We start from the raw sequence: 25931 nt of genomic DNA on the forward strand, positions 1-25931 counted from the left end.
CAATGTGGTATTTACACAGCCACTTTGTATGTGATAAACTATGTGCCTTTTGTGCCATACTTTTCTCCTCTCGCTTTACAATAGGCTTGAACACCTTTATTGTATCGCGTTTGGAGTTTTTTTGGTATAACCTTCGTCGCACACCCGCATAGCGGGTGGTTTATTTGTCACGCACCTTACGGAGCGTGACGGACTAAAAGTCACATAATAAAAAGGAGACTGAGTGTCTCCAAATTTTTGATAAAAAACATCGGTAGGGTGGCATTCCTACATCTCTTTCAGACCCAATGGGTGTGGCGGCTGCCTGTTCCGCCCTCGGTGTTTTCTCTAGTTATATTATATCACATTTTTTTCGTTCTGCCAGCTTTAATGTAATTTTCTAACTTAGTATCTTTAATAACATACATTGTTCTAACCATCAATTTATCGCTTAATCTTACAGCAACTAAAACATTTCCATCTAACTGCTTAATATACTCTAAGGATTGACCATTTGGATGCTGCCCAACATAATCTGGATGTTGAATAATTTCATTGATACGCTCAAAAGTACTATCAAAATCAACAAATTCATATCTATGTTTTTCCATGTGTTTTTTTCGTTTAGGAGATAACCAGATTTCAGTTCCCTCTGCTAGAGATAATCCAAATTCCTCAATGATTTTCTTTGATAATTGACCGACTATTTTCATAAATATATTTTATCATTTTTCAAAAAATTTATATATATTTTTTGATGTAATCAACTTATTAAGAGTGTTCTACAAATCACTAATCCGTAGATCTAAGTCCAATTCAAGGTTTTAGCTCTGCTTTTTCAGTTTAAAGTATTTTCTCTAGAAGTCCCCTACACTTCCCACATCGGTATTTTTTTAGGTCAATGCGGCGCTTGCGCTGGTAGACTTGTCCACAGGACTGACAGGTATACAGCAGGCTAGGCTTGGCAGTTTGTTCCAGTTTGGGAGCATAGCGCAGGCCGTCCACCGCAGCCAGTAGTTCTTTGAAGTCCCTATCTCCGTGCCGATAGCCTTTTTTCTCAAAGTAGAGATGGTAATGGCAGAGCTCGTGGCGGACAATCTTCCGAAAGACTTCTAAGCCTTGTTCCTCCAAGTGTTTGGGATTGAAATCCAAATGCCCATCTCTTGGAAAAAAGCGACCACCCGTTGAGCGTAATCGCCTGTTCCAGATTGCTACATGTCGAAATTCCTTACCGAAGTCTTGCAAGGAGATTTCTTGCACATACTTATTCAGATCCATTTGGTTTCAAAAGGCTAAGACCGATACGGTTGCGTTTGATGTCCACTTCCACCACCCAGACAGTAACAATTTCCCCAACAGCGAGGACTTCGCTAGGATGAGGTAAGGCTTGTTGGCGTCCATTCTTATCCCGTTTGCGTTTGACCATGCGTGAAATATGAACCAAGCCATCTTCATGGACACCGATGTCCACAAAGGCTCCAAAGTCCACAATATTGCGGACTGTACCTTGCAATTCCTGTCCGACCACCAAGTCCTTAACATCCAAGACATCTTGACGGAGGACTGGCGCTTCAAAGTCATCCCGTAAATCACGACCTGGCTTGAGCAAGTCTGCGATGATGTCCTTCAAGGTTTCCTGACCGACACCAATTTTTTCAGCCGTATCTGCGATAGCCACCTGCTTTAATTTTTCCTGCGCAGCCTCATCTAAGTGGTCAATAACTAGAAGTTCTAACAGGTTTTCCACAGCCTTGTAAGACTCGGGGTGCACGCCAGTATTGTCCAAAAAGTTAGTCGCATCTGGGATGCGCAAGAAACCAGCTGCCTGCTCAAAGGCCTTATCACCCAGACGAGGCACCTTCTTGAGCTGCTGACGAGAAGTCAGGGCACCATTTTCCTCGCGGTACTTGACGATGTTCTCCGAAATGGTCTTGTTGAGACCAGCCACGTGAGCCAAAAGGGCAGGACTGGCCGTATTGACATTGACCCCGACCTGGTTGACCACCGTATCGACTACAAAGTCCAGACTTTCAGACAGAGATTTCTGGTTGACATCGTGCTGGTACTGACCGACACCGATCGACTTGGGATCGATTTTGACCAGCTCTGCTAGAGGGTCTTGCAGACGGCGGGCGATGGAAATGGCAGAGCGTTTTTCCACAGGGAGGTCTGGGAACTCATGTCGTGCCAGTTCAGAAGCTGAGTAAACAGAAGCTCCGCTTTCATTGACGATGACGTAAGAAACTTCTGGGAAGTCCTTGAGCAAATCAGCAACGAAAGCTTCAGACTCACGGCTGGCCGTCCCATTTCCGATAGCAATGATTTCCACTTGGTATTGCCCAATCAAGTCTGCCAAGTCTTTCTTGGCCTGAGCAATTTGTCGCTGACCAGCCGGCTCCACAGGATAGATGACCTGGGTTGTCAAGAGTTTTCCCGTCTGGTCTACAACTGCCAGCTTAGCACCTGTCCGAAAGGCAGGGTCAAAACCAAGAACAACCTTGCCTTTGAGGGGAGATACGAGAAGCAAATTACGTAGGTTTTTAGAGAAGAGCTGGATTGCACCTTCTTCTGCTTCTTCCGTCAATTCTGTTCGAATACGACGCTCCATAGCAGGCAAAATTTTCTTCTTGATGGCCTGCTGAATGACATCCTTAATGTAGCTATTAGACTGTGGAAAACGCAGTTCGAAGAAACGGATCATTTTATCCACATTGTGTTCAAAAGAAATTTTGAGAACTCCTAATTTCTCCCCACGATTGATGGCTAGGGTCTTATAACCCTGCATTTTTGCCACTTTCTCAGAGAAATCATAATAAATCTGGAAGACTTCTTTTTCATCTGCTTCTTGATCTTTTAGCTCTGAAGTAAGGCTTGAATTAGTCTGTACTTCATGGTAGACCCAGGCCCGAAGTTTATTGTCTTCTGAGATAGCTTCGACCAAAATATCCACAGCCCCAGCCAAACAAGCCTGGGCAGTATCAAAACCCTCGCAGATAAAAGCAGCAGCCTGTTCTTCCAAGTCAGCTACATTCTGCAAAATTAGACGAGCCAGCGGGAACAGCCCAGCCTCACGCGCCACCGTTGCCTTGGTCCGACGTTTTTCCTTATAAGGCAGGTAGAGTTCTTCCACATCTGCTAACTTTTCCGCTTCCTCGATAGCCTGACGGAGCTGGTCTGTCAATTTACCTTGTTCTTCAATCTTGGCAAGAACGGTAGCCTTACGTTCAGCAAGAGCAGTCAAGGCCTTATCCCGATCGATGATAGACTTGATGACCACCTCGTCCAAGTTCCCCGTCACATCCTTCCGATAACGAGCGATAAAGGGAATAGTGTTGCCTTCAGCCGTCAAAGACAGGACAGTATCAATCTGTTTTAAACTAACGCCCAATTCCTGAGCAATTTTCAAATATTTTTCTTCCATAGCTACTATTATAGCATGAAAGCGGTACAAGTGACTCAATAGAAAAAGCACGTAGATAAACTACATGCTCTCAATAGCTAATTAAAATTCAGCCTGATCCGGATCAAGTCGACCTTTCACTCCTTCTAGTTTATCCAACTTTGCAACTGCTGTCGGACTAATAACCAAGCCATCAATTTCCAAATTCGCCTTAATATTTTCTGGACTAGTTGATTTCGGGAGAGGGAGAAAGCCTTTATCTAAAGACCAAGCCAATGCTAACTGGGCCACACTGCAACCAGCTTCTTTAGCCAAATCGGCTGCTTCTTGGCTTTGGAAAAGGCTTCCTGTACCAAATGGGCTATAGGCCTCCAAGAGAATGCCTTTGGCTTTGCAGTAAGCAACTAATTCTGACTGAGGAGTTCCTGGAGCTAACATAATCTGATTAGCCATCGGGATAATCTCAGCCGTTTCCAGCAAAGCTTCTAGATGGTGTTCCATAAAGTTAGAAACTCCAATTACTTTCACTTTTCCAGCACGATAGAGCTCTTCTAATGCCTTCCAAACCTGGGCATTCCGTTTTTTCCATCCAATCGTCTCACGACTAGCCTTTGGATTTGGCCAATGAATCAGTAACAAATCCAGATAATCCACCTGAAGTTTTTGCATGGATTCTTCTACTGAAGCAAGGGTATCTTCATAGCCAATCTTATCATTCCAAACCTTAGTTGTTAAAAAAATGTCCTCACGAGCTAGACCACTATCAGCTATAGCCCGACCAACACTAGCTTCATTGCCATAAATTTGAGCAGTATCAATATGGCGATAACCAGTTTCCAATGCATAAGAAACCGCACCGTACGCTACTTCACCATCAGGTATCTGCCAAGTTCCAAAACCAATTTTAGGAACAGTTACACCATTTGAAAATGTATATCTTGTCATAAAAGACCTCCTATTTCTTCTATCCCCAGTATAAACTAAATTGTCAATCAATACAAAATAATGCGACCTAAAAATAAAAGACACCCGAAAGTGTCTGCTCACATTTATTGTATACTTACTTTTCAAAATTTATTTTCTTGGATAGTTTATCGATAACAACAGCTCCAACTAATAGAGAAAGCAATTCTCCTGCTGCTGTTGTCAACCAAGTTAGAAAGAATGGTAAATCGTATAAGACTTTTAATTCTAAAGCAATGGTAAACATAGTTGCCGCAAAAAAGAATGAGAAATAAAAGAAAGCCTTGTTAAATAATCCACCGAATAGATAATCCTTCTTGTATTTTTCAAACAGAATAACTCCCAAGGTAACGAAGATTAATGTCGAGAATCCACCCACAAAGAGGTCAATCACGCCAAAACCAATCAAGTTGGAAATCATGCAGCCAATGGTCACAGCGATAATATACTTACGATTATAAAAAGCCAAGAAATTGAGCATTTCAGACAAACGGAACTGAACAGCCCCGAAGGAAATAGCATTCAATGGCGGCGTCAAGGTAAGAGCGACATAAATCGCCGCAACAAGAGCAATTTCTGCCATATCTCTGGCAGTCCATTTAGATGTATTCATAAAATTCTCCTTTAGCGAAAAAGCTTAAAATATGCTTGGGTAAAGTGAGCAAGCCCCAAGGGTCATTGAATTTGTCAACAACGTTGATTAGTATAGCATATTTTTCCTAAAAATGATAGACTAGTCCTATGAAAAAACTATTTTATCAACTCATCAATAACGAAGTGATTCTCTATTTGATTGCAGGTGTTGCAGCAACTCTTGTTTATATGATTACCCGTATGGGACTCTTTCTGTTCATCCCATCCATTCTGCTAGTAACTCTTTTAGCCAATGCAGTAGCTATCCTCTTTGCCTTTTGGACAAATGATCGCTTTGTATTTAAGCAAGTAAGGGAAGGCTGGTTCCAACGCCTCATCAAATTCACTACCGCTCGAATTGTCACTCTTGTTTTGGATATGGCTTTAGCCTATATACTCGTAGCTGCCTATCCACAATTGATTGGACAATTTGTACATAACAACATCAACCTGGTCAATGCCATTGCGACACTTTTCTCGCAAGTCTTAGTTATTGTCCTAAACTACGTTTTAAGTAAATTATTTGTATTTAAAGATAAGAAATGAGGTGGGAATTCTCCCACCTCAGTCTTTATCTATCGCTGTAAATCTTGCCTTTAGCCTATTCAAGATAGAAACAATATCCCCATCTCTGGCATGAAACTCTTCTACCTGCATACTTTGAACCGTAGCATTAATCATTGCACCAACGATGAGTACCTGAGCCATAAAAATGAACCAAAGCATAAAAACAAGAAAGACGACAGCTGTTACTATTCTAAAATCCAGCAACTTATTGGCATAATTATCAACATAAATCGAAAATAACTTTCCAATAGAAGTCATCGTCAATAGAACAAACAAGGTTCCTGGAAAAACATATCGAACTTTTTTTATCCGAACATTTGGCAAAAAGAAATAAAGCATAACCAAGGCGGCAAACAGAGCCATTAAACCTACTAACTGTGTTTGACTAAGAAGTCCCTTCAGCCAGGCGTCTTCAATAGGAACCAGCTTATTAATATAAGAAAAAACTGCCTGCCCGAAAGTCAAAAGCGTAATACTTAAGAGGATAATTACCTGCAGACCAATTCCTAAAAATATGCCAATCAAGTGCCCAATAATAAAATCACGGTGTTCATTGATGCCATAAGCCTTATTAAAGGCCTTCTGCAAAATGGTCATACTACGTGACAGGGTCCAAAGAGTGGTCAGAATTGAAATCCCTAACCATGATGACGACGGCTTTGTTAATACAGAAGTGATAAAAGATGAAACCGAAGGATAGAGCTTGTCTGGCACAAATTCAGCTACAACCGATAAAATCATATCCACATCAAATGGATAATAGGGCAGTAAATTCGCAAGAGTTAGAAGAATAGGGAAAATAGAAATTAACAAATAGTAAGCTACCGCAACACTTGTTACATCGCTATCAGCAGAACGATAAAAAGAAAAGAAGGTTGAGCAGAATGTTTTCAAACCTTCAACTATTTTGGTTTTCTTCATTCTCTCCTCCTTCCTCATTCACCTATTATTCACGACCTCTCCGAGAATTAATAGGTCCCTTCTTCACCTTGACTCGTCAAAATGACTGGACCATCCTTAGTAATGACAAACTGATGCTCATATTGGCAAGATAAGCCACCATCAAGTGTTTTGTGAGCCCAACCAGTCTTCATATCCGTATCAATTTCCCAAGTCCCTGTATTAATCATAGGCTCGATAGTCAAAACCATGCCCTCACGCAAACGGAGTCCACGCCCTCTAGTTCCATAGTGAGGAACCATCGGCTCTTCATGGAAAGTTGGTCCAACGCCGTGACCCACCAAGTCACGAACAACACCGTAGCCCAAACCTTCTGCATATTCTTGAATGGCTGCACCAATATCCCCGATACGATTACCAACAACGGCTTGCTCGATACCACGATACAAACACTCCTTGGTCACGTCCATCAAGTTTTGAACTTCCTCAGAGACCTGACCGACCGCATAAGCCCAGCAGGAATCCGCACAACCACCACGATAGGTCTGGGTGATTTTCTTCATAGCCTTGACATCATTAAAGTTGAGCTTAGAAACATCAATTACCGCTTTGTCTAAGGGCTCACTCAAAACCATATCGACCTTCAGCAAATCACCTTCTTTAAGTTTGTAATGACGCGGAAAGGCATGAGCGACCTCGTCATTCAATCCACAACAAGTTGCATAAGGATAATCCATCAATTCTCCATCAACACCAATTTGGAGTGGCAAAACATTCTTTTCCTTACACGTTTTACGGACATATTCCTCTACTTCCCACATGTCCACGCCTGGCTTGATAATCTCTCGCAAACCAATATGAATACCAGCCAGAACATCTCCAGCACGGTTCATTGCATCAATTTCTCGTTGTGATTTAATGGTAATCATTCATTCTCCTCATACATTTCTAAACTAAATTCAGCCCTCTTCAAGCTAAATTTTAGATAATTTCTTGTTTTATGGCTATAGCGGTCACTTCCACGATACTGCGCAACCTGTACCAAACCAGCTTTTTTCGCCACCATCTGACTGGCTACATTTTCCTCATGAGTAACAATAACCAGCTCCCTCAGACCAAATTCATAAAAAGCTAGATAGACTAAAGTCCGCACTGCTTCCGTCATCAAACCTCTTCTCCAGTAGTCTTTTTTTAGGAAATAGCTGAGCTCCGCAGAAAGTTGACGTTCATCTATCTTTTCAAAGCAAAGCGCACCAATCATCCTCTCCGAATGCTTATCAACTAAAGCCCAGTTTCCCAATGGTGAACGCATAAATTTTTCAACCATTGTCGAAAAAGCAATATTTCTGTCCTCCAAAGCTGGAAAGATAAAAGGAAGATTTTCGGGATTTGATACAATTTCATAGAAACTTTCTCCATCTTCAAAAGAAAATGGTCGTAAATACAAACGGTCCGTTTCAAAGTAAGCAAACTTCGCTAGTCTTGTCCAAAGTGTCATAGTGTACCCAAGGGGCTGAGAATTACTCCCAGCCCCAGATTGTTTCGTTTTTTAATCGTTTACGTTTTGAGAAAATAGTTCTCAATTAGACTCTCTAATCCTCAATCAATTGAATATCTGCACCTAATTCTGTCAGCTTATCAATAATATTTGAGTAACCACGTAGAATAAACTCAATGTTTGTAATTTCTGTACGCCCTTGAGCCATTAAACCAGCGATAACCATTGCGGCTCCCGCACGCAAATCAGTAGCTTTAACAGATGTACCAGTCAGTTGATTTGGACCTTCAAAGGCAATATGGTTGTTACGAGTAGAGATTTTTGCTCCAAGATTTGCAAGCTCCTGCACATGACCAACACGTTTTTCATAAATCGTATCAACAATCGTACCAGTACCTTCTGCCTTAAGCAGTAAAGGTGTAATGGGCTGCTGCAAGTCTGTCGCAAAACCTGGATAAGGTGATGTTTTGATATTCACTGCCTTTAATGTTTCTTGTTTTTCAACAAAAATACTATCTTCAGAAATGGTCATGCGAACACCCATTTCTTCCAACTTAGCGATGTAACTCTCTAAGTGTTCATAAAGGACATTATCAATGCGAATACCTTCACCAACAGCAGCAGCAAGGGCAATATAAGTCCCTGCTTCAATACGGTCTGGAATCACTTGATGACGTGTTCCCTTTAGACTGTCTACACCATCAATGGTGATAATATCTGTACCAGCACCACGGATACGTGCCCCCATATTATTAAGCAAAGTTGCCACATCAATAATTTCAGGTTCACGCGCCGCATTTTCAATAACTGTACGGCCTTCTGCTTTAACAGCTGCTAAGATAGTATTAATTGTCGCACCGACGCTGACAACATCCATGAAGATATGTGCCCCTTGAATACGCTGACCATTAGTTGCCAAGCGCATATAGTCACCTTCATAGGTTGTCTCAGCTCCCATTGCCGCGAATGCTTTCAAGTGCAAATCAATCGGACGCGGTCCCAAATCACAACCACCTGGCAAGCCAACAACAGCTTGACCAAAGCGACCAAGGAGGGAACCGTAAAAATAGTAGGATGCACGCAAGCTATTAATTTTGCCAAACGGCATAGGCATGTCTTTTACACCACGAGGATCAATCTCCAAGGTTTCACCATCACGCTTGACCGTCGCGCCCATTGTTTCCATAATATCAACTAAGCTATCTACATCCGAGATTGCAGGTACTCCGTCCAGAGTAACAATCCCATCTGCAAGAATAATGGCCGGAATAAGAGCAACAACTGAGTTTTTTGCACCACTAACGGTAACCGACCCTTTCAGTGTTTTTCCACCATTAATTACAATTTTTCTCATACTAACATTCACTTTCTTAATTTGCCTAAAAAGGCATACGTTTCATTCTATCATAAAGTCTTGGAAAAAGCTAGTTATATAGCAGGCAAAAGGACCGAGCCAATGAACTCAGTCCTTTATATTTATATACTATTAGTGAATCTCTCTTCATCATTTATGAAAAATTCTCTGAATTTGCTCTCTTGCATCCACGAGATACAACTCCAGCTCTTCTCTCGTTAAATAAGGTACTCGCCCATAGAAGATATGGTCAATGACTTGAGCACCGTTGCTGTTGAAAAGCCATTCTGAGGTCAGGGTTTTCATCGCTTGATCAATCGGTGTCAGACTCCCATCTGCATTTTGTGGCTGCCCTGTTGGCGTAAAGAAAATAGCTTTCTTAGTGGAAAATAATTTACGTGGTTCATCAGATTCAAAACTGTAAGCAAAGACATGTTGAAATACACGGTCTACGTAACCTTTCATAATAGCAGGCATTCCATTCCACCAACTCGGAAATATATAGACTAGTAAGTCGCTTTCGGCAATCAAATCCATTTCAACTTGAACATCTGCTGGAAAAACAGTTGCCTGACGTACAAATTTACCATCCTCAATATGAATGGTATCTTCTCCACGTAACACGGGATCGAATCCTATTTCGTATAAATCTCGTATGACGACTTCTGCTCCATTTTCCAGCAGAGCTTCCGCCACTCTATCAACCAAAGCATGTGTAAAGCTTTCTTTTCTAGGGTGTGCAAAGACAATTAACGCTTTCATAAACTTCTCACTAAATGGACAACTATTTCATTACAAAACAGCAGTTTTCAAGGCTTCCACCTTGTCCAATTTCTCCCATGGGAGATCAATATCGGTACGTCCCATGTGTCCATAGGCTGCAGTTTGCTTGTAAATCGGACGTTTGAGGTCCAACATTTGAATAATACCTGCTGGGCGCAAGTCGAAAATCTGACGAACAGCTGCTTCCAATTTACTTTCTGCTACTGTACTCGTACCGAAGGTATCGATGCGAACTGAAACTGGGTGAGCAACACCGATAGCGTAGGCCAATTGAACCTCCGCCTTTTTAGCCAAACCAGCTGCGACGATATTTTTTGCGATGTAGCGTGCCGCATAAGATGCAGAACGGTCCACTTTGGTCGCATCCTTACCAGAGAAGGCACCGCCACCATGACGAGAATAACCACCATAGGTATCAACGATGATCTTACGACCTGTCAAACCAGAGTCCCCTTGAGGTCCACCAATAACAAAGCGACCAGTTGGGTTGATAAAGTAGTTGGTTTGATCATCCAAATATTGAGCTGGAATGATTTCCTTGATCACACGTTCGATGACATCCTGACGAATTTGTTCCTGGCTAACTTCTGGATCATGCTGGATCGAAATAACGACTGTATCCACACGAACAGGTTGATTGTCTTCATCGTATTCAACCGTTACCTGTGACTTAGCATCTGGACGGAGATAAGCAATTTCACCAGATTTTCTCAACTCGGCCAAACGACGCACCAATTTGTGACTAAGTGAAATTGGCAACGGCATGAGTTCAGGCGTTTCATCTACTGCAAAACCAAACATGAGCCCCTGGTCACCTGCACCAATCAAATCCAATGGATCTTGACTAGCATCTTGACGAGTTTCCAAAGCTTCATTGACGCCTTGGGCAATATCTGGCGATTGCTCTACAAGTGACGGATGAACCCCAACCGACTCAGCTGAAAAACCATACTCACCTTTTGTATAGCCAATCTCCGCAATCGTATCACGTACCACACGGTTAATATCCACATAGGCAGTGGTTGAAATCTCTCCAAAGACATGAACACTACCTGTATAAACAGCCGTCTCTGCCGCTACGTGCGCATCTGGATCCTCTGCTAAAATAGCGTCCAAAATAGCATCTGAAATCTGGTCTGCAATCTTATCCGGATGACCCTCCGAAACAGATTCAGACGTAAACAACTTACGTTCTGACATAAAAATGTCCCCCTTAAAATAGAATATATGCTAGAAACCTAGCGGGTTACTAAGGTTACAAAGAACTAGTCAAAGACTAGTTCTTTGCGAAAGACTTCTGTCTTGAACAAAGGAAAATTTCCAGATACTCAACGAGAAAGACAATACCAGACTGTATGAAATCAGCCTTATTTGAAGAAAATGGTGACTGAAGTGTAGTAAAGTTTTTACGCTTACTATTCGATGTTACCAGCTTCTTTAATTGTGTTTCAAGTGTTTCTGCAAATATTAACTAGTCTATAAACTACCTTTTCGGGACTTAATAACGTTTCTAGTATAGCATAGATTGACCGACTATCCTAGCATTTTCTTAAAAATAAAGAGGAGGCTGGGTAAAAAGCCCAGCACCTCTTCTCAAAGTTAGTGTCAACATCTCAGCGCAGTGGTTGATTGGGTTTAACAGTCCAGTGGACTGTTAAAGGTAGGAGATAAGATTTGCGAAGCAAATCTCAGCAATTCGTGTTTTACACTCCAAATCTAACCTCTACGACTGATGCGAACTTTGTTCGCTCTATCTCCAACCTCCAAAGGTTCCTCGAACCTTTGGAGCTGTGCGGAGGTGGGAGTAAAATAGTCCAGTGGACTATTTTAGCCCGAACCTAAATGTTTGGAAGGGAGGGGAACACTTCTATGAATGTTTGAGTTCTTTCCCACTCCCACTCTTCTACAGAATCATTAGATAAATTCGGCATCTGCAATTGCCTGTTTAACCACCTCTAGAGGCAAATGAACCAACTCACAGCCCTTTTCTTTATACAAGTACTGAGCATAGTCATCCATGCGGTATTGATTGATATAGACAACCCGCTTACAACCAACCTGTAACAATTGCTTGGAGCAGTTGAGACATGGGAAATGGGTCACATAGGCAGTAAAACCTTTTGGAATTCCCCGTTCCGCTCCTTGTAAAATAGCATTGACTTCCGCATGCAGGGTTCTAGCGCAATGACCATCAATCATAAGGCATTCCTGATCCAAACAATGTTCGGTTCCTGAAACAGAACCATTGTAGCCTGTTGCGATAACCTTATTGTCCTTAACCAAAACCGCACCGACCTTGGCTCTCTTACAGGTTGCCCGATTGGCAATCAAAAGCGCCTGAGCCGCAAAATACTCATCCCAAGCTAAACGATTTGTTGACATGATTTCTCCTTTCTCCACTCAATCCACCATCCCATAAATCTCTGCCAAGTCCTGGGCTGTGACAATACCAACAAGATCCTCTGGCGAATGAATCTTCCCGCTCGCCTGACGACTGACTAGGACGGTTGTGCGCTTACGCCCCTCAAAATGATTAATTACCTGATAAAGATGGGCTGTTATTGGCAGAATAATTACCTGAATACTATCTTCCTCACAAGCTAGTACGTCTTCAAGACTAGCCTCTACCAATTTTTCACGTATAGAGCCCGGTTCCTTGCTTGCCTTGGCCAACCAATTTGTCAATCCCTTGTCAGAAACCAGACCTTGATAAACCTTGTCAGAAAAAATAGGAAACTTAGAAAAATGCTCTTGCTCCACAATTTCTAAAGCCTTTATCAATTTGTCCTTGGCCTCAAAAATAACCGGCTTAATTTTCTGGGTCTTTTGCAAATAGTCAGCAATGGTAACCGGTTCTTGGTACTGGGCTATCACTTTTTCCAAAACAGTGATCAATTCCTGCGAAGGTTGGGCTACTTCCTTCAAACCTGTTCGTTTCTCATGAACCATGAGATTGCGGAGCTGTCTGGCCACATAGAGTTTATCCCAGTTCGCCTCAACGGGATTATGTCGCGTCAATTCCTTTGCCTTGGTCAACATAGAGCCTACATCTGCATATTCCCCATCCGCAACACCGCACACCTTGCGCAAGACCTTATCCAAGTCATTGAATAACTCTAAAAAACGGGTTTCATTCATCTTAATCTACCATTACTGATTTCAAATAGGCATCTACCATCCGCTCAGTCGCAACTACAGAATCCAAATGGGTCCGTTCATAGGAATGGCTAGATTCAATGCCAGCCCCCAGTAGGGCATGCTTAACATCTGCACCTGCTCGCATAGCTGCCGAAGCATCGGAACCATAGTAAGGATAAATATCCAGCTTGTAAGGAATTCCATCTCTTTCAGCCAAGGCTATCAAGTGCTGACGGAGTTCATAATGGTAGGGACCTGAGCCGTCCTTGACACAGATAGAAACCGTGTACTCATCCGTCTGCTGGTCATCTCCCATCGCACCCATATCGACTGCCAAATATTCAACCACCTGAGCAGGAATGCTGGAGTTAGCACCGTAGCCGATCTCTTCATTGTTTGAAAAGTAAAAATGGGTCGTATAAGGCAAGATCGCTCCCTCTTCCTTATAGACTTTCAAAAGATGAAGCAAGATAGCTGCGGATACCTTATCATCCAAGTGACGACTCTTGATAAAGCCAGTTTCAGTCACAACAGTCCGAGGATCAAATGATATAAAATCTCCGACTTCAACACCCAAGGCCCGCGTCTCGTCCGCATTGGTCACTTTTTCGTCCAAACGAATTTCCATATTGGTCTGATTGCGCTCAGCGGTACTGGCATCTCGGTAGACATGGACAGAGGTCTGGTGCATAAGAATGGTACCTGTGAAGGTCTTACCATTCTTGGCACAATGAATCAAGCAGTTTTCTCCCTCAATAGAAGGGTATCCAAATCCTCCCACCAAATCCATTTTGAGTCGGCCATCTGGCTTCACTGCACGCACCATGGCCCCCAGTGTGTCCAGGTGAGCAGTCACCATGCGGTGTTCCTGGTCATTTTCCCCCGGAACTGTCACCAAAACACCACCTTTAGCAGTCTTACTAGCAGCATAGCCGAAACTTTCAACCTCTGCCTTGATGTAATTCATAATATCCGTCGTAAAACCAGTTGGCGACGGAGTGTTGGTCAATTTAACAATGTAATCAAGTGTCTTCATGAAAACCTCCTTATTTGAAACTATTATATCACGTTTTAGGTAAATTTTTTGCTATAATGAAGGTATGAAAACCTATCAGAAAATATATCTCCTTTTAAAAGAGAGAGAGGATTATGTCAGCGGAGAAGATTTGGCACAGGAATTGGGCATTTCACGGACATCCATTTGGAAGGCCATTCGCCAGTTAGAAACGCATGGTTTAACTATTGAGGCTGCCCGTAATCGTGGCTATAGATTAGCCGAAGGCGATTTACTCCTACCCGAATTAATCTCTCAGGAGCTTCAACTACCTGTCCATCTGAATATGGATAGCGACTCCACCCAGCTAGATGCCAAGCAAGGTATTGAAGCAGGTCATACTAGTCCTGCCCTATATCTAGCTCCCTATCAGAATAAAGCCAAGGGACGATTTGGGAGACCATTTTATGCCTCCAAGTCAGGTGGCATTTATATGTCGCTTCGTCTCTCTCCCAATGTTCCATTTCTAGAATTTAAGCCCTACACCATTTTAGCTGCAGCAGCTGTTGTGAAGGCCATTCAATCTCTTTGCGACTTGGACGTCCAAATCAAGTGGGTCAATGACATCTATCTCGGACACAAAAAGGTTGCTGGCATCCTCACTGAGGCTATCTCTTCTATGGAAAACCAACGGGTAACCGATGTCATTATCGGTATCGGCATCAATGTCCGCATAGACGATTTCCCTAAGGAATTACAACAATCTGCCGGAAATCTTTTCGAGGAACAACCTCCATTTACCCGCAACCAACTCATTACTGCCATCTGGAAAGCCTTCTTAGAAACCGATGAGAAGGAACTAATTGCCCTTTACAAAGAAAAATCACTTGTCGTTGGCCAACAAGTGAGCTTTGTAGAAAATCAAGTTGAATTTAAGGGTACTGCCATCGCTGTTACTGATACAGGAAACCTGGTTATCCAGTTAGATAACGGCAAAGCAAAAATTATCTCCAGCGGAGAAATCAGCCTTACTTCTTGGTCTGCTTCTCCACCAAACGAATAAATTTAGTCACCTTGTAAGCAAAATGAAGATTCCGATAGGCGATAAAGGCGTAGATACCTGCAATCAAGAAATCTCCTGTCAAAATCGATGCATTCATAAAATAAACAGCTAAAATAGTTGTAATGGCTAAAAAAAGAAATTGTGGAAGTTTCATAAAATAGATTATACCAAAAATTCAGTCAACTGGCTGAATTTTTATATGCTTTCTTGATAGGTTTCGATTCTTTTCTAAACAAGAAAACACCAACTAAATCAGTCAGTGTTTCTTAAGGAGATATGAAAAATATTTAGGATTGAATATAGTATAAAATATCTATCAAAACTATTCATCAGTCTTAGGGCTGATATTTTTTAATCATTCAAAATCTCTACTGAGTCCGCTAGAAAGCCAAATTCTTCTGGAACTGGACTGGCTTCTTTTTCGATTTCTTGTGTCTTTTGCCCCTTGGCCTTGGCTGAAAATTCAGCACGAATACTTACCCAATCTTCCTGAGCAATAGCTAAAATCTGTGGCGAAAAACCTGCGGCCTTGCTGAGAATATTTCCAAACATGGTATTGAGATTGTCACGCTTCATAGTCTGTTCAGCATTAAGCGGAGAATCAAAGGCTAGAATCGCGTGATTTTCATTTGCAGCGACTGGTTGAGAACCAACAAGCAAGGCACGATCTGCTCCTGATAAACTCTCAATAATTTCTCCCCAAGCATTCTGCAAGCGAGTCAAATTTTCACGCGCCAAGGTTGGATTTTCCATAGCTTCCTGCAAAATAGCATGAACCTTGCTGGTATCCAATCGGTACTTCTTCGGAGCCTGCGGCTTGCGTGAAACTGGCTTAACAGCACTTGGTTGACTAGATAATTGACCTAGTTGTTTCTGTAAATCCGCAACTTGTTGTTGCAGACTGGCTAGTTGACCCAGTAAATCAGCTGGCAGCTCTGCCATTGCCCCCGAAGGAGAACTATCTTCAACCAAACGAATGGTCATCATTTCAGCGTAAATCTTCGGTTGAGGACTGGACTTGATGTCCGCCAACCCCCTGGTCACCATCTCAATCATGGTAAAAATCCGATCCTGAGCCAGTGCTAGATTTTCCGTAAAACCAGCAGTCAGATGGGTATTCTCACCGCCTGTCTGTACGATAAGGACATCTCTCAAATAGTGCAAAAGATCTGTCGCAAAACGGCTCATACTCTTTCCTTGGTCAAACAAGGTTTGTAGATGCTGGAGAGCTGTGACACTATCCCCTTGACGCAGACTTGCCACATAGTCATCCAAGGCACGCAAGCTGATAGAACCCGTAATTTCCTCAGCAATTTCCAAGGTCACTTGCTGGTCCTGACTAAGGCTGAGAGTCTGATCCAAAATAGATAGGGCATCCCGCATCCCCCCTTCTGCCCGACGCGCAATAATCGTCAGAGCCTGCTCGTCAAAGATTAGCCCTTCCTTGGTCAAAATTGCAGCCAAGTGCTCCTGAATGTCCGTCACCTTGATGGACTTAAATTCAAATCGTTGCACCCTTGACAGAATGGTGGCAGGAATTTTGTGCAATTCCGTCGTTGCTAGAATAAAGACCACATTTTCAGTCGGCTCTTCCAAGGTCTTCAAGAGGGCGTTGAAGGCACCAGTAGACAGCATGTGGACCTCGTCGATGATATAGACCTTATAGATCGCAAGACTAGGTGCATAGGTCGATTTATCACGAATATCACGAATCTCATCCACACCATTGTTGGAAGCAGCATCAATCTCAATCACATCTTCCAGGCTACCTTCCGTAATAGCCTGACAGATATAACAATCGTTACAAGGCTCGCCTCCAACCTGATTAGGACAGTTCATGGCCTTGGCAAAAATCTTAGCTGCCGATGTCTTACCCGTACCACGAGGACCTGAAAAGAGATAGGCATGACTGATTTTCCCCTGTTCAATGGCCTGTTTGAGTGTGGTCGCAACCACCTCCTGCCCCACCATCTCCCCAAAGGTCTGGCTTCGGTACTTCCTATATAAAGCTTGGTACATTAGCGTTTTTCTCCAAACATAGCAAAATTCCAGTCCGTCTTCTCCACTAAGAGTGCGACGAACTGCTCAAGGTATTTCTGGTCAATCGTATCATAATCAGCAACCAATCTCGAATCCAAGTCCAAAACGCCCAGCAACTGGTCGTTTTTCACCATTGGCACCACAATTTCCGAAAGAGCTGTCGCATCGCAGGAAATATAGTTATCATGTAGACGAACATCGTCTACGAGAATAGTCTGGCGCTTAGCTGCAGCCTCACCGCAGACACCCTTTCCAAGTGCAATATGAACACAGGAAACGCTACCCTGAAAAGGCCCCAAAATCAATTCACTACCATCATACAAGTAAAATCCTGTAAAGACAGAGTTTGGTAGAGCTTGATTGAGCAAAGCAGAAGCATTTGATAGATTGGCTAAAGCATTGGTTTCACCATCAAGAAGAGCTTCCAATTGAGCCAATAATAGTTGATAATTTGAAATTTTTTCTTGTTTTGTCATAGGAACATTATAGCATAGTTAAGCCGACTTTTATAGTCCGAGCGATAAAGAAAAAGGCTTGCGCCTATTTCCACATCCAGTACATAATCACTGCATCAATCAATACCCCTATAGCCCAGGCTAGTTGAAAATACTTTTTCTGTGTCTTATGCCGAAAATGGGTTCCACCTGCCCAGGCACCCAACCCGCCACCAAAATAGGACATGAGTAATAAGGTCTTTTCTGAAATCCGATAGGCGTTCTTTCTTGCCTTTCCTTTATCCATACCATAGGTAATGAAGACAACTAAATTCCAAACTACTAGCGCCATACTAACCATCTGTTTGATTGACATACATTCCTCCAATTAAGTCACATTTCTTCTTACTCTAACATAATCCAAAACAGGACACAAGGAAAAACGATTCGGAAATCCGAATCGTTACATTTCTGCCAGTGTATCCTCTAACCATTTGAGCTGGGCACGGTTGCGTTCAATAGCCCGTGTCAAAATCAAATAGTGTCCATAATTGTCTTGGATACTTTCCTTGGTTGAGAACAGCTCAACTTTACGACTGTCTAGGTGTTTTAAGTGCTTGGTGACTAGTTCAATTTGACTCTGCAACAAACCAGGAATCCGTGGGTCATCCTTTTCACGGATAAAAAACATCTTGATTGAAAACAAGTCTTTTTGCTGAGGCGTTTCTTCATTTGGAATGGATAGCCATTCGTCTAAAATCTGACGACCAGTAGCCGTCATCGCATACTGCTTTTCCTTTTCATTTCCAGGTACTGCATGACAAGTAATCAATTCTTCCTTGGTCATACGTTTTAATTCTGGATAGACTTGGCTATGGGCAACCTGCCAAAATTCGCCTAAATCACGTTGAACATAGTCGGTAATCTGTTTGCCAGTTACCATCTGACCGCTAGCACCCATAATCCCTAATATGATATGAGGTAATATTCTTTGCTTGGGCATCTTAACCACGCTCTCTTAATATACTCTCCACCTTGGTGTTAATCAAGTCGATGGCTACAACGTTGCTGACGCCTTCAGGAATGACGATATCTGCATAGCGCTTGGTTGGCTCGATAAACTGGTGATACATTGGTTTCACCACCGAGGTGTACTGCTCAATGATACTATCTAAGCTACGGCCACGCTCTTCCATATCTCTCTTAATGCGGCGAATGATACGAATATCGTCATCAGTATCGACGAATATCTTAATATCCATTAAATCCCGCAACCGTTTGTCTTCCAATACTAAAATACCTTCCACAATAAATACATCTTGTGGTTCCTGACGATAGGTCTTCTCTGAACGTGTGTGCTGAGTGTAATCATAAATCGGAATATCCACTGAACGTCCTGCTAATAGCTCACTGATATGGTAAATCATCAAATCCGTATCAAAAGCCAGTGGATGATCATAATTGGTCAGTATCCGTTCTTCAAAGGTCAGGTGGGACTGATTCTTATAATAAGAATCGTGTTCAATCATAGATATACGAGCATTTGGGAAATTATCCAGAATGGCACGTGACACACTTGTCTTGCCACCCCCAGATCCGCCGGTTACGCCAATAATAATGGGTTTCTGAGTCATCATCATCTCCTTCTATTTTCAATACTATTTTACCATGAAACATGGTATAATGAAAAGGATAACACAAAAGAAATGAGAATTTATGCTTAATTTTGGTATTGTTGGCACCTCAGACATCTCTCATCGTTTTATAGAGGCGGCCCATTTAAGTGGACATTATCAGCTACAGGCTGTTTTCTCCCGTAAACTAGAAACTGCTGCTGTCTTTTCAGAGCAGTATGAAGGAGTCGATTTATACACAGAATGGGTAAAATTTCTTTCTGCTCCCATTGACGTTGTCTATATTGCCAGTCCAAATGCCCTGCACTTTGAACAGGCAAAAGCTGTTCTAGCTGCTGGTAAACATGCTATTGTTGAGAAACCCATGGTTTCTACACCTCAGGAATTAGGACAATTGCGTCACGTTGCCCAAGAAAATAATGTTTTCCTATTTGAGGCTGCTCGAAACTATCACGAACAGGCTCAAACCATTATCCGTGAATTTTTGATGGATAAAACGATTTTAGGTGGTTCATTTGGGTATGCCAAGTATTCTTCTAAGATGCCTGAATTGTTAGGTGGGCAAATGCCAAATATCTTTTCAACTGATTTTTCCGGTGGTGCTCTCATGGATCTAGGTGTCTATACGCTCTACGCCGCTATCGGCATTTTGGGAACTCCCAGAACGGCCCGCTATGTAGCACAACAGCTACCTTCTAGTATTGACTTAAATGGTTCGGGACAACTCATTTATGACAACTATATCGTCCACATTCAAGCAGGAAAAAATATTACGAGCAATCTAGCGAGCGAAATCTATACAAATGATGGAACACTAACACTCAACGCATGCCAGCATATCAGCTCTGCTATTTTCACAAAACATGACGGAGAGCAAATTGTTTTACCAATCCAAGCGGCCCAGCACCCTATGCTCGAAGAAGCGCTAGAAATTGCACAGGCAATCAAGCAACAAAACCGCGAGCTTGTGGACCAGTGGTTGGCTGTGGCAGAAAGCGTCCATCAAACACTTTACACCATGCGTCAAGACGCAGGAATAATCTTTAAGGCGGATAACAATGAAATCTAAATTTCCCTCCAGCTGGACGGACCAGCTTACCCTACTTGGCTTTGAGGACTTTACTCCTATCCAAGTTCAGGCCTTTGAGCCTATTGCAAACGGCCAGTCCCTTCTAGCTATCAGCCCAACAGGCACAGGAAAAACCCTTGCCTACCTCTGGCCTAGCCTATTAGCCCTAACTCCTAAAAAAGCCCAACAATTGCTCATTCTCGCACCAAATACTGAGCTGGCTGGCCAAATATTTGATGTTTGTAAGACTTGGTCGGAGACAATTGGGTTGACTGCTCAACTATTCTTATCTGGTTCCAGTCAAAAACGCCAGATTGAGCGACTAAAAAAAGGACCAGAAATCCTGATTGGAACACCTGGTCGTATTTTCGAGTTGATTAAATTGAAAAAAATCAAGATGATGAATATTAACACCATCATCCTAGATGAATTTGATCAGCTATTCTCCGATTCTCAATATCAGTTTGTCGAAAAGATTATTAACTATGTACCTCGTGACCACCAGTTGATCTACATGAGTGCAACAGCTAAATTTGACCGTCAAAAAATTGCTGAAGACATTGAAAGCATTGATTTATCTGAGCAGAAATTGGATAATATCCAGCATTGCTATATGATGGTAGATAAGCGTGAACGTTTGGAAACTCTACGTAAGTTTGCCAATATCCCTGATTTTCGTGCTCTTGCATTTTTTAACAGCCTATCAGACCTTGGTGCAAGCGAAGATAAACTACTCTATAATGGTGTGAATGCAGTTTCATTGGCTTCGGATGTCAACGTAAAATTCCGCAAGGTCATCATCGAACGTTTCAAAAATCACGAACTCAATCTTCTACTTGCTACAGATATGGTCGCACGTGGTATCGATATTGATAACTTAGAATGTGTCCTCAACTTTGAAGTTCCTTTTGACCAAGAAGCCTACACTCATCGTTCTGGACGTACTGGACGCATGGGCAAGGAGGGACTTGTCATTACCCTAGTATCTAGTCCTAGCGAATTAAAACAATTGAAAAAGTATGCCTCCGTCCAAGAAGTCATTCTCAAAAATCAAGAGCTCTACAAAATATAATGAACAATATACAAAAGGCTTAGAACCAGTGTTTCTACTAACATGATTCTAAGCCTTTTATCATTCTTACCGGGCTGGACCAGATAATTCTTGTGAATAATAGATTAATTGAGGATTGAGAGGACTGGCGAGTAAGTCTGTTACAGTAACCATATTGTAGCCCTCACCTGTTAAGTATTGCAATACAGACTCGAGGCTATCAACTGTTGACTGATGAATATCATGCATTAGGATAATACTTCCTGGACAAGTCTGTTCTTTTATTTCTTTCAAAATGGCTTGGGGATTGCGACTCTTCCAATCTTTAGAATCGACCGACCAATAAATCGATGGAAGTCCCATCTGATTGACAACAGCCTGGTTAACTGAACCATACGGAGGACGAACCATTGTTGGTACAATACCTGTAGCTTCAGCAATAGCTGCCTGTGTATCTTGAATTTCTCTCTGTACTTGCTCCCCAGAAATAGTGACTAGATTAGGATGATTCCACGTATGGTTGGCGATGACGTGCCCTTCCGCTACCATTCTACGGAGAATAGCTTCATTCCCAGCTACAGCCTTACCAATAACAAAGAAAGTTGCTTTGGCATTATATTTTTTCAGTAAATCTAAAACTACCGGTGTCGTATTCGGATTTGGTCCATCATCAAAGGTTAGAGCTACCTGTCTCAAATGTTTCTTATCCACAACTTGTGCAGCCATATACTCATCATAGCCAACCTTATCAGCATCTACTAGGTAATCACTCTTCACTACTGGGTACAAATCTGAAATTGGTAGAACCAACTGGTTGATGCCGTAACCATCTGGTAATTGTAAGGTTAATTGGCTGTCTCCATAACTAAAGGAGATAGCATTTAAGTCTAGTGTTTCAAACTTTTTGACAATCGCTTCTACATCAGTCTTTTCCATACCTTGAGCAAGTAAGGCGTCTCTTAGATGATCAACAATAATACTTGCTGCAGAGGATAAATTAGGTAATAAATCTTCCAGGGTAAACAATTCATTGTCCTGCGTCAACAACACACGCTCAGACGGGAGTTTATCCTGCTTTTTAATTTGCAAGTTGTCTACTTTATAATGCTCCGCTTGAATTTCACGAGCTGTTACATTTTTAAAATTAGTTTTTCCCTCTATTGACGAAACAAAGACCAATTTTTGAATTTTTCCTGCTGGTTTTTTATGACCAAAGCGTCTTTGAACATAAGAAATCATTCGACTTTCTACAGGTCCTAAGACTTGACCTGCATCATCTGTAGGTAAGGCAGCCACAACATGGGTCGTATCAATATTCCCCTCTTGAATTTTGCCCTTGCCTTTAGCGAGGATGGTTTGTTGTTTTTCCTCGATAAACTGACTAACTTGTCTTTCTTGAAGTCCTGCAAATAACCATAAAGCCAAACTTACCATCATTCCGAGCAAGGCGATGTTGATTCCCAACCAAAAACTAACTTTTTTCATCTCCAACCTCCCATTCAAAACATATATAAACTATGCTAAATCATTTAAAAGCTCTTGTCAAGACAGTTCTATAAAAACTCATAAAAAGATTAGGCAATACTCTTCGAAAATCAAAATTATCCGTTGTCAACTTGCCTTGATGAGTGAAAAGCTCCAGTGGAGGTTTTCAGCCTGTTACCTTGAAATAAGAAAGTAACAGAGTTCTATCTTCGGCTTCGTTTCCTAGGCTACTTTTGATTTTCATTGAGTATAAATAATTGATTTACTTCCTAATGCCCTCCCTTCTGCCATTTTCTGATTTTTTTCTGAAAAGAAAAAGACTGCCTAGGCAATCTTTTCTAAATTAATCTGCACGAATGACTTCCACACGGTAGCCATCTGGATCTGTCACAAAATAATAACGACCTGGACTTCCTGGCAAGCCTTTTATATCTGTCGTTGGATAGCCCAATGCTTTGTGTTTCGCATTGTCCCCTTCTAAGTCATCCGAAGAAAGAGCTAGATGCGAGAAGCCATCCCCTACGATATAGGGACCATGATCATAATTGTAGGTCAATTCAATCTCAAAGTCATCCCCTTCAAGTGCTAAGTAAACCAAAGTAAACTTGTGCTCTGGATAGTCCTTGCGACGGGTTTCCTTAAATCCAAATGCTTCTTCATAAAATTTTTGAGATGCTTCTAAGTTCTCAACACGCAAACATGCATGTAGCATTTTTTTACTTGCCATAATAAACTCCTCCTACCTTTTAATACCACCAGTATACCATACTCTCTATGAAAAATCCGATATTCAAAACTAAAAAAGCCTGAGCGAACTCAGGCCTTAAATGAATTATGCTTCCAAGTAGTACTCTTTCACAATGTTCAAGTTTTCATCCAATTCAAATACAAGTGGTGGGAAGTTTGGAATTTCCACATCCATGATTTCGTCATCAGACAATTGTTTGATGTGTTTTACAAGGGCACGGATTGAGTTACCGTGTGCACCTACGAATACGTTTTTACCGTCTTTCAATGCTGGAGCAATTTTATCTTCCCAGAATGGAAGGGCACGCTCAAGCGTTACTTTCAAGTTTTCTGCATCTGGAATAACTGAATCATCAAGGTGTGCATAGCGACGGTCAGTGTGTGCTGAATGCTCATGATCTTTAGCCATTTCTGGTGGCAAAGTATCATAAGAACGACGCCAGATGTGAACTTGCTCATCACCAAATTCAGCAGCTGCTTCAGCTTTGTTCAAGCCAGTCAAACCACCGTAGTGACGTTCGTTCAAACGCCATGATTTTTCAACTGGTACCCACAATTGATCTGCAGCTTCAAGAGCCAAGTTTGTAGTCTTGATAGCACGTTTCAATACAGATGTGAAAGCAAGGTCAAATTCGATACCTGCTTCTTTGATCAATTTACCTGCATCGATTGCTTGTTGTGTACCTTTTTCAGACAAATCAACATCAGCCCAACCAGTGAAAAGGTTAGCTTTGTTCCATTCAGACTCACCATGGCGAGCAAAAACCAATTTTACCATTTATGGATTCTCCTTTAAATTTTGAGGTTCCCCTCTTATACTTCTCTATTTTACACGAAAAGGTAAAAAAATGCCAGCCTTTCCACAATCTGTGTACGCTTTCATTACTCTTTCATGTAAATTCAGTCTCTAGACCTATCTTTCTTCTTAGAAAAAAGACAAAATAATGGTATAATAGTAAGGCTGAACACGACAGTTCAAAACGATACCACTATAGGAGTTATCATGAAAAAAGTAGCTATCGTGTCTGCCTATCGTTCTGCCATCGGCAGTTTCGGAGGTAGTCTGAAAGATATTGAAATCGCTGATTTAGGGGCACAAGTCCTCGAAACAGCCTTAGCTAATAAAAACATCCCTGCAGACAGCGTTGATGAAGTTATCTTCGGAAATGTTCTATCAGCAGGACAAGGACAAAATATTGCACGTCAAATTGCTATTCGTGCAGGCATTCCTCAGACAGCCTCTGCCTATGCAGTCAATAAAGTCTGTGGTTCTGGTCTCAAATCAGTCCTTCTTGCCACACAATCAATCCTTCTCGGTGACAATGATGTAGTTGTGGCTGGAGGCATTGAAATCATGAGCCAGGCACCTTATCTATCCAAAACTAGCCGGTTTGGTAGTAAATTAGGGCATATTAGTCTGGAAGATTCCATGTTAACAGATGGTTTGACAGATGCCTTTAACGACTATCACATGGGCATTACTGCAGAAAATGTTGCTGAACGCTATCAAGTCAGTCGCACAGAGCAAGATGCTTTTGCATACAGTAGCCAAGAGAAAGCTGCAAAAGCTATTGCTGAGGGAAGATTTGTTGACGAAATTGTTCCTATTAGACTAAAAAATCGGAAAGGCGAAACTATTTTTGCCACAGATGAGTATCCTCGTCTGACGCCAATTGAAAAATTGGCAACACTCCGTCCAGCTTTCAAAAAAGATGGAACCGTCACCGCAGCCAATGCTTCTGGCATCAACGACGGCTGTGCTGTCTTGGTACTTATGTCTGATGAAAAAGCCAGTGAGCTAAATATCCAGCCACTCGCCTATATTGAGGCCTATGCAACAAGCGGTTTAGATCCTGCCTATATGGGGTTAGGTCCTATAACAGCTAGTCAAAAAGCCCTTGAAAAAATCGGCAAATCCGTCGAAGATATTGACTTATTTGAACTCAACGAAGCCTTCGCAGCCCAATCAATTCCAGTTGTCAAACAACTCGGCATTAATCCTGCAAAAGTCAATGTCAATGGTGGTGCTATCGCCCTTGGACATCCAATCGGAGCTAGTGGTAGTCGAATCCTAGTCACTCTGATTCACGAATTAATCAAGCAAGAAAAAGAGCTTGGTCTTTGCTCACTTTGTATCGGAGGCGGTCAAGGTATCTCCCTAATCGTTTCCAATGCGCAAACAAGTTAACCTATCATTTG

28 protein-coding genes and 1 riboswitch are annotated in these 25931 nt (G+C 42.0%); of the genes, 5 read left to right on the plus strand and 23 right to left on the minus strand.

Annotation, left to right across the window (positions count from 1 at the left end):
* Window positions 1-341 precede the first annotated feature (341 nt).
* The 5 genes from K5Q34_RS04665 to K5Q34_RS04685 form a co-directional block, all read right to left on the minus strand.
* The gene (locus K5Q34_RS04665; protein ID WP_024389543.1) at window positions 342-692 is read right to left on the minus strand and encodes a PBECR2 nuclease fold domain-containing protein; all 351 of its coding nucleotides are present in this window, start codon (window positions 690-692) and stop codon (window positions 342-344) included.
* A gap of 130 nt (window positions 693-822) precedes the next feature.
* A complete protein-coding gene (locus tag K5Q34_RS04670) occupies window positions 823-1257 on the minus strand; it encodes a SprT family protein (RefSeq protein WP_208582568.1) in 435 nt (144 codons plus the stop codon).
* Window positions 1244-3400 (minus strand): Tex family protein, encoded by a 2157-nt coding sequence (locus K5Q34_RS04675; RefSeq protein WP_221864587.1) that lies wholly within the window; start codon window positions 3398-3400, stop codon window positions 1244-1246. The genes K5Q34_RS04670 and K5Q34_RS04675 overlap by 14 nt, the downstream gene beginning before the upstream one ends.
* A gap of 81 nt (window positions 3401-3481) precedes the next feature.
* The gene (locus K5Q34_RS04680) at window positions 3482-4324 is read right to left on the minus strand and encodes an aldo/keto reductase (protein WP_105212293.1); all 843 of its coding nucleotides are present in this window, start codon (window positions 4322-4324) and stop codon (window positions 3482-3484) included.
* A gap of 115 nt (window positions 4325-4439) precedes the next feature.
* On the minus strand, window positions 4440-4955 hold the full coding sequence (locus tag K5Q34_RS04685) for a QueT transporter family protein (protein WP_012027540.1): 516 nt from the start codon (window positions 4953-4955) through the stop codon (window positions 4440-4442).
* Window positions 4953-5055, minus strand: a riboswitch (PreQ1 riboswitch). (Overlaps the previous gene by 3 nt.)
* 28 nt (window positions 5056-5083) lie before the next feature.
* On the opposite strand from K5Q34_RS04685, the gene K5Q34_RS04690 reads away from it, so the two are divergent.
* Complete coding sequence (locus K5Q34_RS04690) at window positions 5084-5521, plus strand: GtrA family protein (RefSeq protein ID WP_024384996.1); 438 nt, start codon at window positions 5084-5086, stop codon at window positions 5519-5521.
* An 18-nt stretch (window positions 5522-5539) separates the two neighbouring features.
* Here K5Q34_RS04690 and K5Q34_RS04695 read toward each other — a convergent pair whose 3' ends face one another.
* The 9 genes from K5Q34_RS04695 to K5Q34_RS04735 all read right to left on the minus strand — a co-directional run bounded on the left by K5Q34_RS04695 (window position 5540) and on the right by K5Q34_RS04735 (window position 14251).
* Window positions 5540-6463, minus strand: coding sequence for a YihY/virulence factor BrkB family protein (locus tag K5Q34_RS04695; protein ID WP_221864588.1), 924 nt, complete (start codon window positions 6461-6463; stop codon window positions 5540-5542).
* A 47-nt stretch (window positions 6464-6510) separates the two neighbouring features.
* The gene (locus K5Q34_RS04700; protein ID WP_205028621.1) at window positions 6511-7371 is read right to left on the minus strand and encodes a methionyl aminopeptidase; all 861 of its coding nucleotides are present in this window, start codon (window positions 7369-7371) and stop codon (window positions 6511-6513) included.
* On the minus strand, window positions 7368-7940 hold the full coding sequence (locus tag K5Q34_RS04705) for a GNAT family N-acetyltransferase (RefSeq protein WP_205028620.1): 573 nt from the start codon (window positions 7938-7940) through the stop codon (window positions 7368-7370). Before K5Q34_RS04705 ends, K5Q34_RS04700 begins: the two co-directional genes overlap by 4 nt.
* A 94-nt stretch (window positions 7941-8034) precedes the next feature.
* Window positions 8035-9294: a UDP-N-acetylglucosamine 1-carboxyvinyltransferase gene (locus tag K5Q34_RS04710; protein WP_221864589.1), complete on the minus strand. Its 1260-nt coding sequence runs from the start codon at window positions 9292-9294 to the stop codon at window positions 8035-8037.
* A 150-nt stretch (window positions 9295-9444) separates the two neighbouring features.
* On the minus strand, window positions 9445-10056 hold the full coding sequence (locus K5Q34_RS04715) for an NAD(P)H-dependent oxidoreductase (protein WP_221864590.1): 612 nt from the start codon (window positions 10054-10056) through the stop codon (window positions 9445-9447).
* A 30-nt stretch (window positions 10057-10086) separates the two neighbouring features.
* The gene (gene metK, locus K5Q34_RS04720; protein WP_221864591.1) at window positions 10087-11277 is read right to left on the minus strand and encodes a methionine adenosyltransferase; all 1191 of its coding nucleotides are present in this window, start codon (window positions 11275-11277) and stop codon (window positions 10087-10089) included.
* Between the two features lie 714 nt (window positions 11278-11991).
* Window positions 11992-12459, minus strand: a complete 468-nt coding sequence (locus tag K5Q34_RS04725; protein WP_044754313.1) for a cytidine/deoxycytidylate deaminase family protein — start codon at window positions 12457-12459, stop codon at window positions 11992-11994.
* Window positions 12460-12477: 18 nt separating this feature from the next.
* A complete protein-coding gene (locus K5Q34_RS04730) occupies window positions 12478-13215 on the minus strand; it encodes a hypothetical protein (protein WP_221864592.1) in 738 nt (245 codons plus the stop codon).
* Window position 13216: 1 nt separating this feature from the next.
* A complete protein-coding gene (locus K5Q34_RS04735; protein WP_221864593.1) occupies window positions 13217-14251 on the minus strand; it encodes a M42 family metallopeptidase in 1035 nt (344 codons plus the stop codon).
* A 64-nt stretch (window positions 14252-14315) separates the two neighbouring features.
* On the opposite strand from K5Q34_RS04735, the gene birA reads away from it, so the two are divergent.
* On the plus strand, window positions 14316-15272 hold the full coding sequence (gene birA, locus K5Q34_RS04740) for a bifunctional biotin--[acetyl-CoA-carboxylase] ligase/biotin operon repressor BirA (RefSeq protein ID WP_105142904.1): 957 nt from the start codon (window positions 14316-14318) through the stop codon (window positions 15270-15272).
* On the opposite strand, the gene K5Q34_RS04745 is transcribed toward birA, so the two are convergent.
* From K5Q34_RS04745 to udk, 6 genes are all read right to left on the minus strand, one after another.
* Window positions 15238-15426: a DUF3272 domain-containing protein gene (locus tag K5Q34_RS04745; protein ID WP_002936839.1), complete on the minus strand. Its 189-nt coding sequence runs from the start codon at window positions 15424-15426 to the stop codon at window positions 15238-15240. The genes birA and K5Q34_RS04745 overlap by 35 nt on opposite strands.
* Window positions 15427-15623: 197 nt before the next feature.
* Window positions 15624-17291, minus strand: a complete 1668-nt coding sequence (gene dnaX / locus K5Q34_RS04750; RefSeq protein ID WP_221864594.1) for a DNA polymerase III subunit gamma/tau — start codon at window positions 17289-17291, stop codon at window positions 15624-15626.
* Window positions 17291-17788 carry a GAF domain-containing protein gene (locus tag K5Q34_RS04755; protein WP_221864595.1) on the minus strand — a complete coding sequence of 166 codons (498 nt, stop codon included), beginning with the start codon at window positions 17786-17788 and terminating at the stop codon, window positions 17291-17293. Before K5Q34_RS04755 ends, dnaX begins: the two co-directional genes overlap by 1 nt.
* 64 nt (window positions 17789-17852) lie before the next feature.
* Window positions 17853-18122, minus strand: a complete 270-nt coding sequence (locus tag K5Q34_RS04760; RefSeq protein WP_002940218.1) for a DUF1294 domain-containing protein — start codon at window positions 18120-18122, stop codon at window positions 17853-17855.
* Window positions 18123-18209: 87 nt separating this feature from the next.
* Window positions 18210-18749 (minus strand): PadR family transcriptional regulator, encoded by a 540-nt coding sequence (locus K5Q34_RS04765; protein ID WP_024400271.1) that lies wholly within the window; start codon window positions 18747-18749, stop codon window positions 18210-18212.
* Window position 18750: 1 nt separating this feature from the next.
* A complete protein-coding gene (gene udk / locus K5Q34_RS04770; protein ID WP_002936217.1) occupies window positions 18751-19380 on the minus strand; it encodes a uridine kinase in 630 nt (209 codons plus the stop codon).
* A gap of 82 nt (window positions 19381-19462) precedes the next feature.
* Between udk and K5Q34_RS04775 the strand changes: the two genes are divergently transcribed.
* Together K5Q34_RS04775 and K5Q34_RS04780 are read left to right on the plus strand one after the other, a co-directional pair.
* Window positions 19463-20449, plus strand: a complete 987-nt coding sequence (locus K5Q34_RS04775; RefSeq protein WP_221864596.1) for a Gfo/Idh/MocA family protein — start codon at window positions 19463-19465, stop codon at window positions 20447-20449.
* Window positions 20439-21521 carry a DEAD/DEAH box helicase gene (locus K5Q34_RS04780; RefSeq protein WP_221864597.1) on the plus strand — a complete coding sequence of 361 codons (1083 nt, stop codon included), beginning with the start codon at window positions 20439-20441 and terminating at the stop codon, window positions 21519-21521. Before K5Q34_RS04775 ends, K5Q34_RS04780 begins: the two co-directional genes overlap by 11 nt.
* 66 nt (window positions 21522-21587) lie before the next feature.
* Here K5Q34_RS04780 and K5Q34_RS04785 read toward each other — a convergent pair whose 3' ends face one another.
* The 3 genes from K5Q34_RS04785 to K5Q34_RS04800 all read right to left on the minus strand — a co-directional run bounded on the left by K5Q34_RS04785 (window position 21588) and on the right by K5Q34_RS04800 (window position 24510).
* The gene (locus K5Q34_RS04785; RefSeq protein WP_221864598.1) at window positions 21588-22985 is read right to left on the minus strand and encodes a polysaccharide deacetylase family protein; all 1398 of its coding nucleotides are present in this window, start codon (window positions 22983-22985) and stop codon (window positions 21588-21590) included.
* Window positions 22986-23328: 343 nt separating this feature from the next.
* A complete protein-coding gene (locus K5Q34_RS04795; RefSeq protein ID WP_024385011.1) occupies window positions 23329-23712 on the minus strand; it encodes a VOC family protein in 384 nt (127 codons plus the stop codon).
* Window positions 23713-23817: 105 nt separating this feature from the next.
* A complete protein-coding gene (locus K5Q34_RS04800; RefSeq protein WP_002936226.1) occupies window positions 23818-24510 on the minus strand; it encodes a phosphoglycerate mutase in 693 nt (230 codons plus the stop codon).
* A gap of 225 nt (window positions 24511-24735) precedes the next feature.
* On the opposite strand from K5Q34_RS04800, the gene K5Q34_RS04805 reads away from it, so the two are divergent.
* Window positions 24736-25920 (plus strand): acetyl-CoA C-acetyltransferase, encoded by a 1185-nt coding sequence (locus K5Q34_RS04805; protein ID WP_205028612.1) that lies wholly within the window; start codon window positions 24736-24738, stop codon window positions 25918-25920.
* The last annotated feature ends 11 nt before the right edge of the window (window positions 25921-25931 follow it).

The organism is Streptococcus sp. 2018110 (assembly GCF_019754115.1).
GTDB classification, from domain to species: Bacteria; Bacillota; Bacilli; order Lactobacillales; family Streptococcaceae; genus Streptococcus; species Streptococcus hashimotonensis.

Bases quoted from the DNA above. Each gene is read 5' to 3' on its own strand.
- K5Q34_RS04665 (WP_024389543.1), bottom strand. From the start codon at position 692: ATGAAAATAGTCGGTCAATTATCAAAGAAAATCATTGAGGAATTTGGA.
- K5Q34_RS04670 (WP_208582568.1), bottom strand. From the start codon at position 1,257: ATGGATCTGAATAAGTATGTGCAAGAAATCTCCTTGCAAGACTTCGGT.
- K5Q34_RS04675 (WP_221864587.1), bottom strand. From the start codon at position 3,400: ATGGAAGAAAAATATTTGAAAATTGCTCAGGAATTGGGCGTTAGTTTA.
- K5Q34_RS04680 (WP_105212293.1), bottom strand. From the start codon at position 4,324: ATGACAAGATATACATTTTCAAATGGTGTAACTGTTCCTAAAATTGGT.
- K5Q34_RS04685 (WP_012027540.1), bottom strand. From the start codon at position 4,955: ATGAATACATCTAAATGGACTGCCAGAGATATGGCAGAAATTGCTCTT.
- K5Q34_RS04690 (WP_024384996.1), top strand. From the start codon at position 5,084: ATGAAAAAACTATTTTATCAACTCATCAATAACGAAGTGATTCTCTAT.
- K5Q34_RS04695 (WP_221864588.1), bottom strand. From the start codon at position 6,463: ATGAAGAAAACCAAAATAGTTGAAGGTTTGAAAACATTCTGCTCAACC.
- K5Q34_RS04700 (WP_205028621.1), bottom strand. From the start codon at position 7,371: ATGATTACCATTAAATCACAACGAGAAATTGATGCAATGAACCGTGCT.
- K5Q34_RS04705 (WP_205028620.1), bottom strand. From the start codon at position 7,940: ATGACACTTTGGACAAGACTAGCGAAGTTTGCTTACTTTGAAACGGAC.
- K5Q34_RS04710 (WP_221864589.1), bottom strand. From the start codon at position 9,294: ATGAGAAAAATTGTAATTAATGGTGGAAAAACACTGAAAGGGTCGGTT.
- K5Q34_RS04715 (WP_221864590.1), bottom strand. From the start codon at position 10,056: ATGAAAGCGTTAATTGTCTTTGCACACCCTAGAAAAGAAAGCTTTACA.
- metK (WP_221864591.1), bottom strand. From the start codon at position 11,277: ATGTCAGAACGTAAGTTGTTTACGTCTGAATCTGTTTCGGAGGGTCAT.
- K5Q34_RS04725 (WP_044754313.1), bottom strand. From the start codon at position 12,459: ATGTCAACAAATCGTTTAGCTTGGGATGAGTATTTTGCGGCTCAGGCG.
- K5Q34_RS04730 (WP_221864592.1), bottom strand. From the start codon at position 13,215: ATGAATGAAACCCGTTTTTTAGAGTTATTCAATGACTTGGATAAGGTC.
- K5Q34_RS04735 (WP_221864593.1), bottom strand. From the start codon at position 14,251: ATGAAGACACTTGATTACATTGTTAAATTGACCAACACTCCGTCGCCA.
- birA (WP_105142904.1), top strand. From the start codon at position 14,316: ATGAAAACCTATCAGAAAATATATCTCCTTTTAAAAGAGAGAGAGGAT.
- K5Q34_RS04745 (WP_002936839.1), bottom strand. From the start codon at position 15,426: ATGAAACTTCCACAATTTCTTTTTTTAGCCATTACAACTATTTTAGCT.
- dnaX (WP_221864594.1), bottom strand. From the start codon at position 17,291: ATGTACCAAGCTTTATATAGGAAGTACCGAAGCCAGACCTTTGGGGAG.
- K5Q34_RS04755 (WP_221864595.1), bottom strand. From the start codon at position 17,788: ATGACAAAACAAGAAAAAATTTCAAATTATCAACTATTATTGGCTCAA.
- K5Q34_RS04760 (WP_002940218.1), bottom strand. From the start codon at position 18,122: ATGTCAATCAAACAGATGGTTAGTATGGCGCTAGTAGTTTGGAATTTA.
- K5Q34_RS04765 (WP_024400271.1), bottom strand. From the start codon at position 18,749: ATGCCCAAGCAAAGAATATTACCTCATATCATATTAGGGATTATGGGT.
- udk (WP_002936217.1), bottom strand. From the start codon at position 19,380: ATGACTCAGAAACCCATTATTATTGGCGTAACCGGCGGATCTGGGGGT.
- K5Q34_RS04775 (WP_221864596.1), top strand. From the start codon at position 19,463: ATGCTTAATTTTGGTATTGTTGGCACCTCAGACATCTCTCATCGTTTT.
- K5Q34_RS04780 (WP_221864597.1), top strand. From the start codon at position 20,439: ATGAAATCTAAATTTCCCTCCAGCTGGACGGACCAGCTTACCCTACTT.
- K5Q34_RS04785 (WP_221864598.1), bottom strand. From the start codon at position 22,985: ATGAAAAAAGTTAGTTTTTGGTTGGGAATCAACATCGCCTTGCTCGGA.
- K5Q34_RS04795 (WP_024385011.1), bottom strand. From the start codon at position 23,712: ATGGCAAGTAAAAAAATGCTACATGCATGTTTGCGTGTTGAGAACTTA.
- K5Q34_RS04800 (WP_002936226.1), bottom strand. From the start codon at position 24,510: ATGGTAAAATTGGTTTTTGCTCGCCATGGTGAGTCTGAATGGAACAAA.
- K5Q34_RS04805 (WP_205028612.1), top strand. From the start codon at position 24,736: ATGAAAAAAGTAGCTATCGTGTCTGCCTATCGTTCTGCCATCGGCAGT.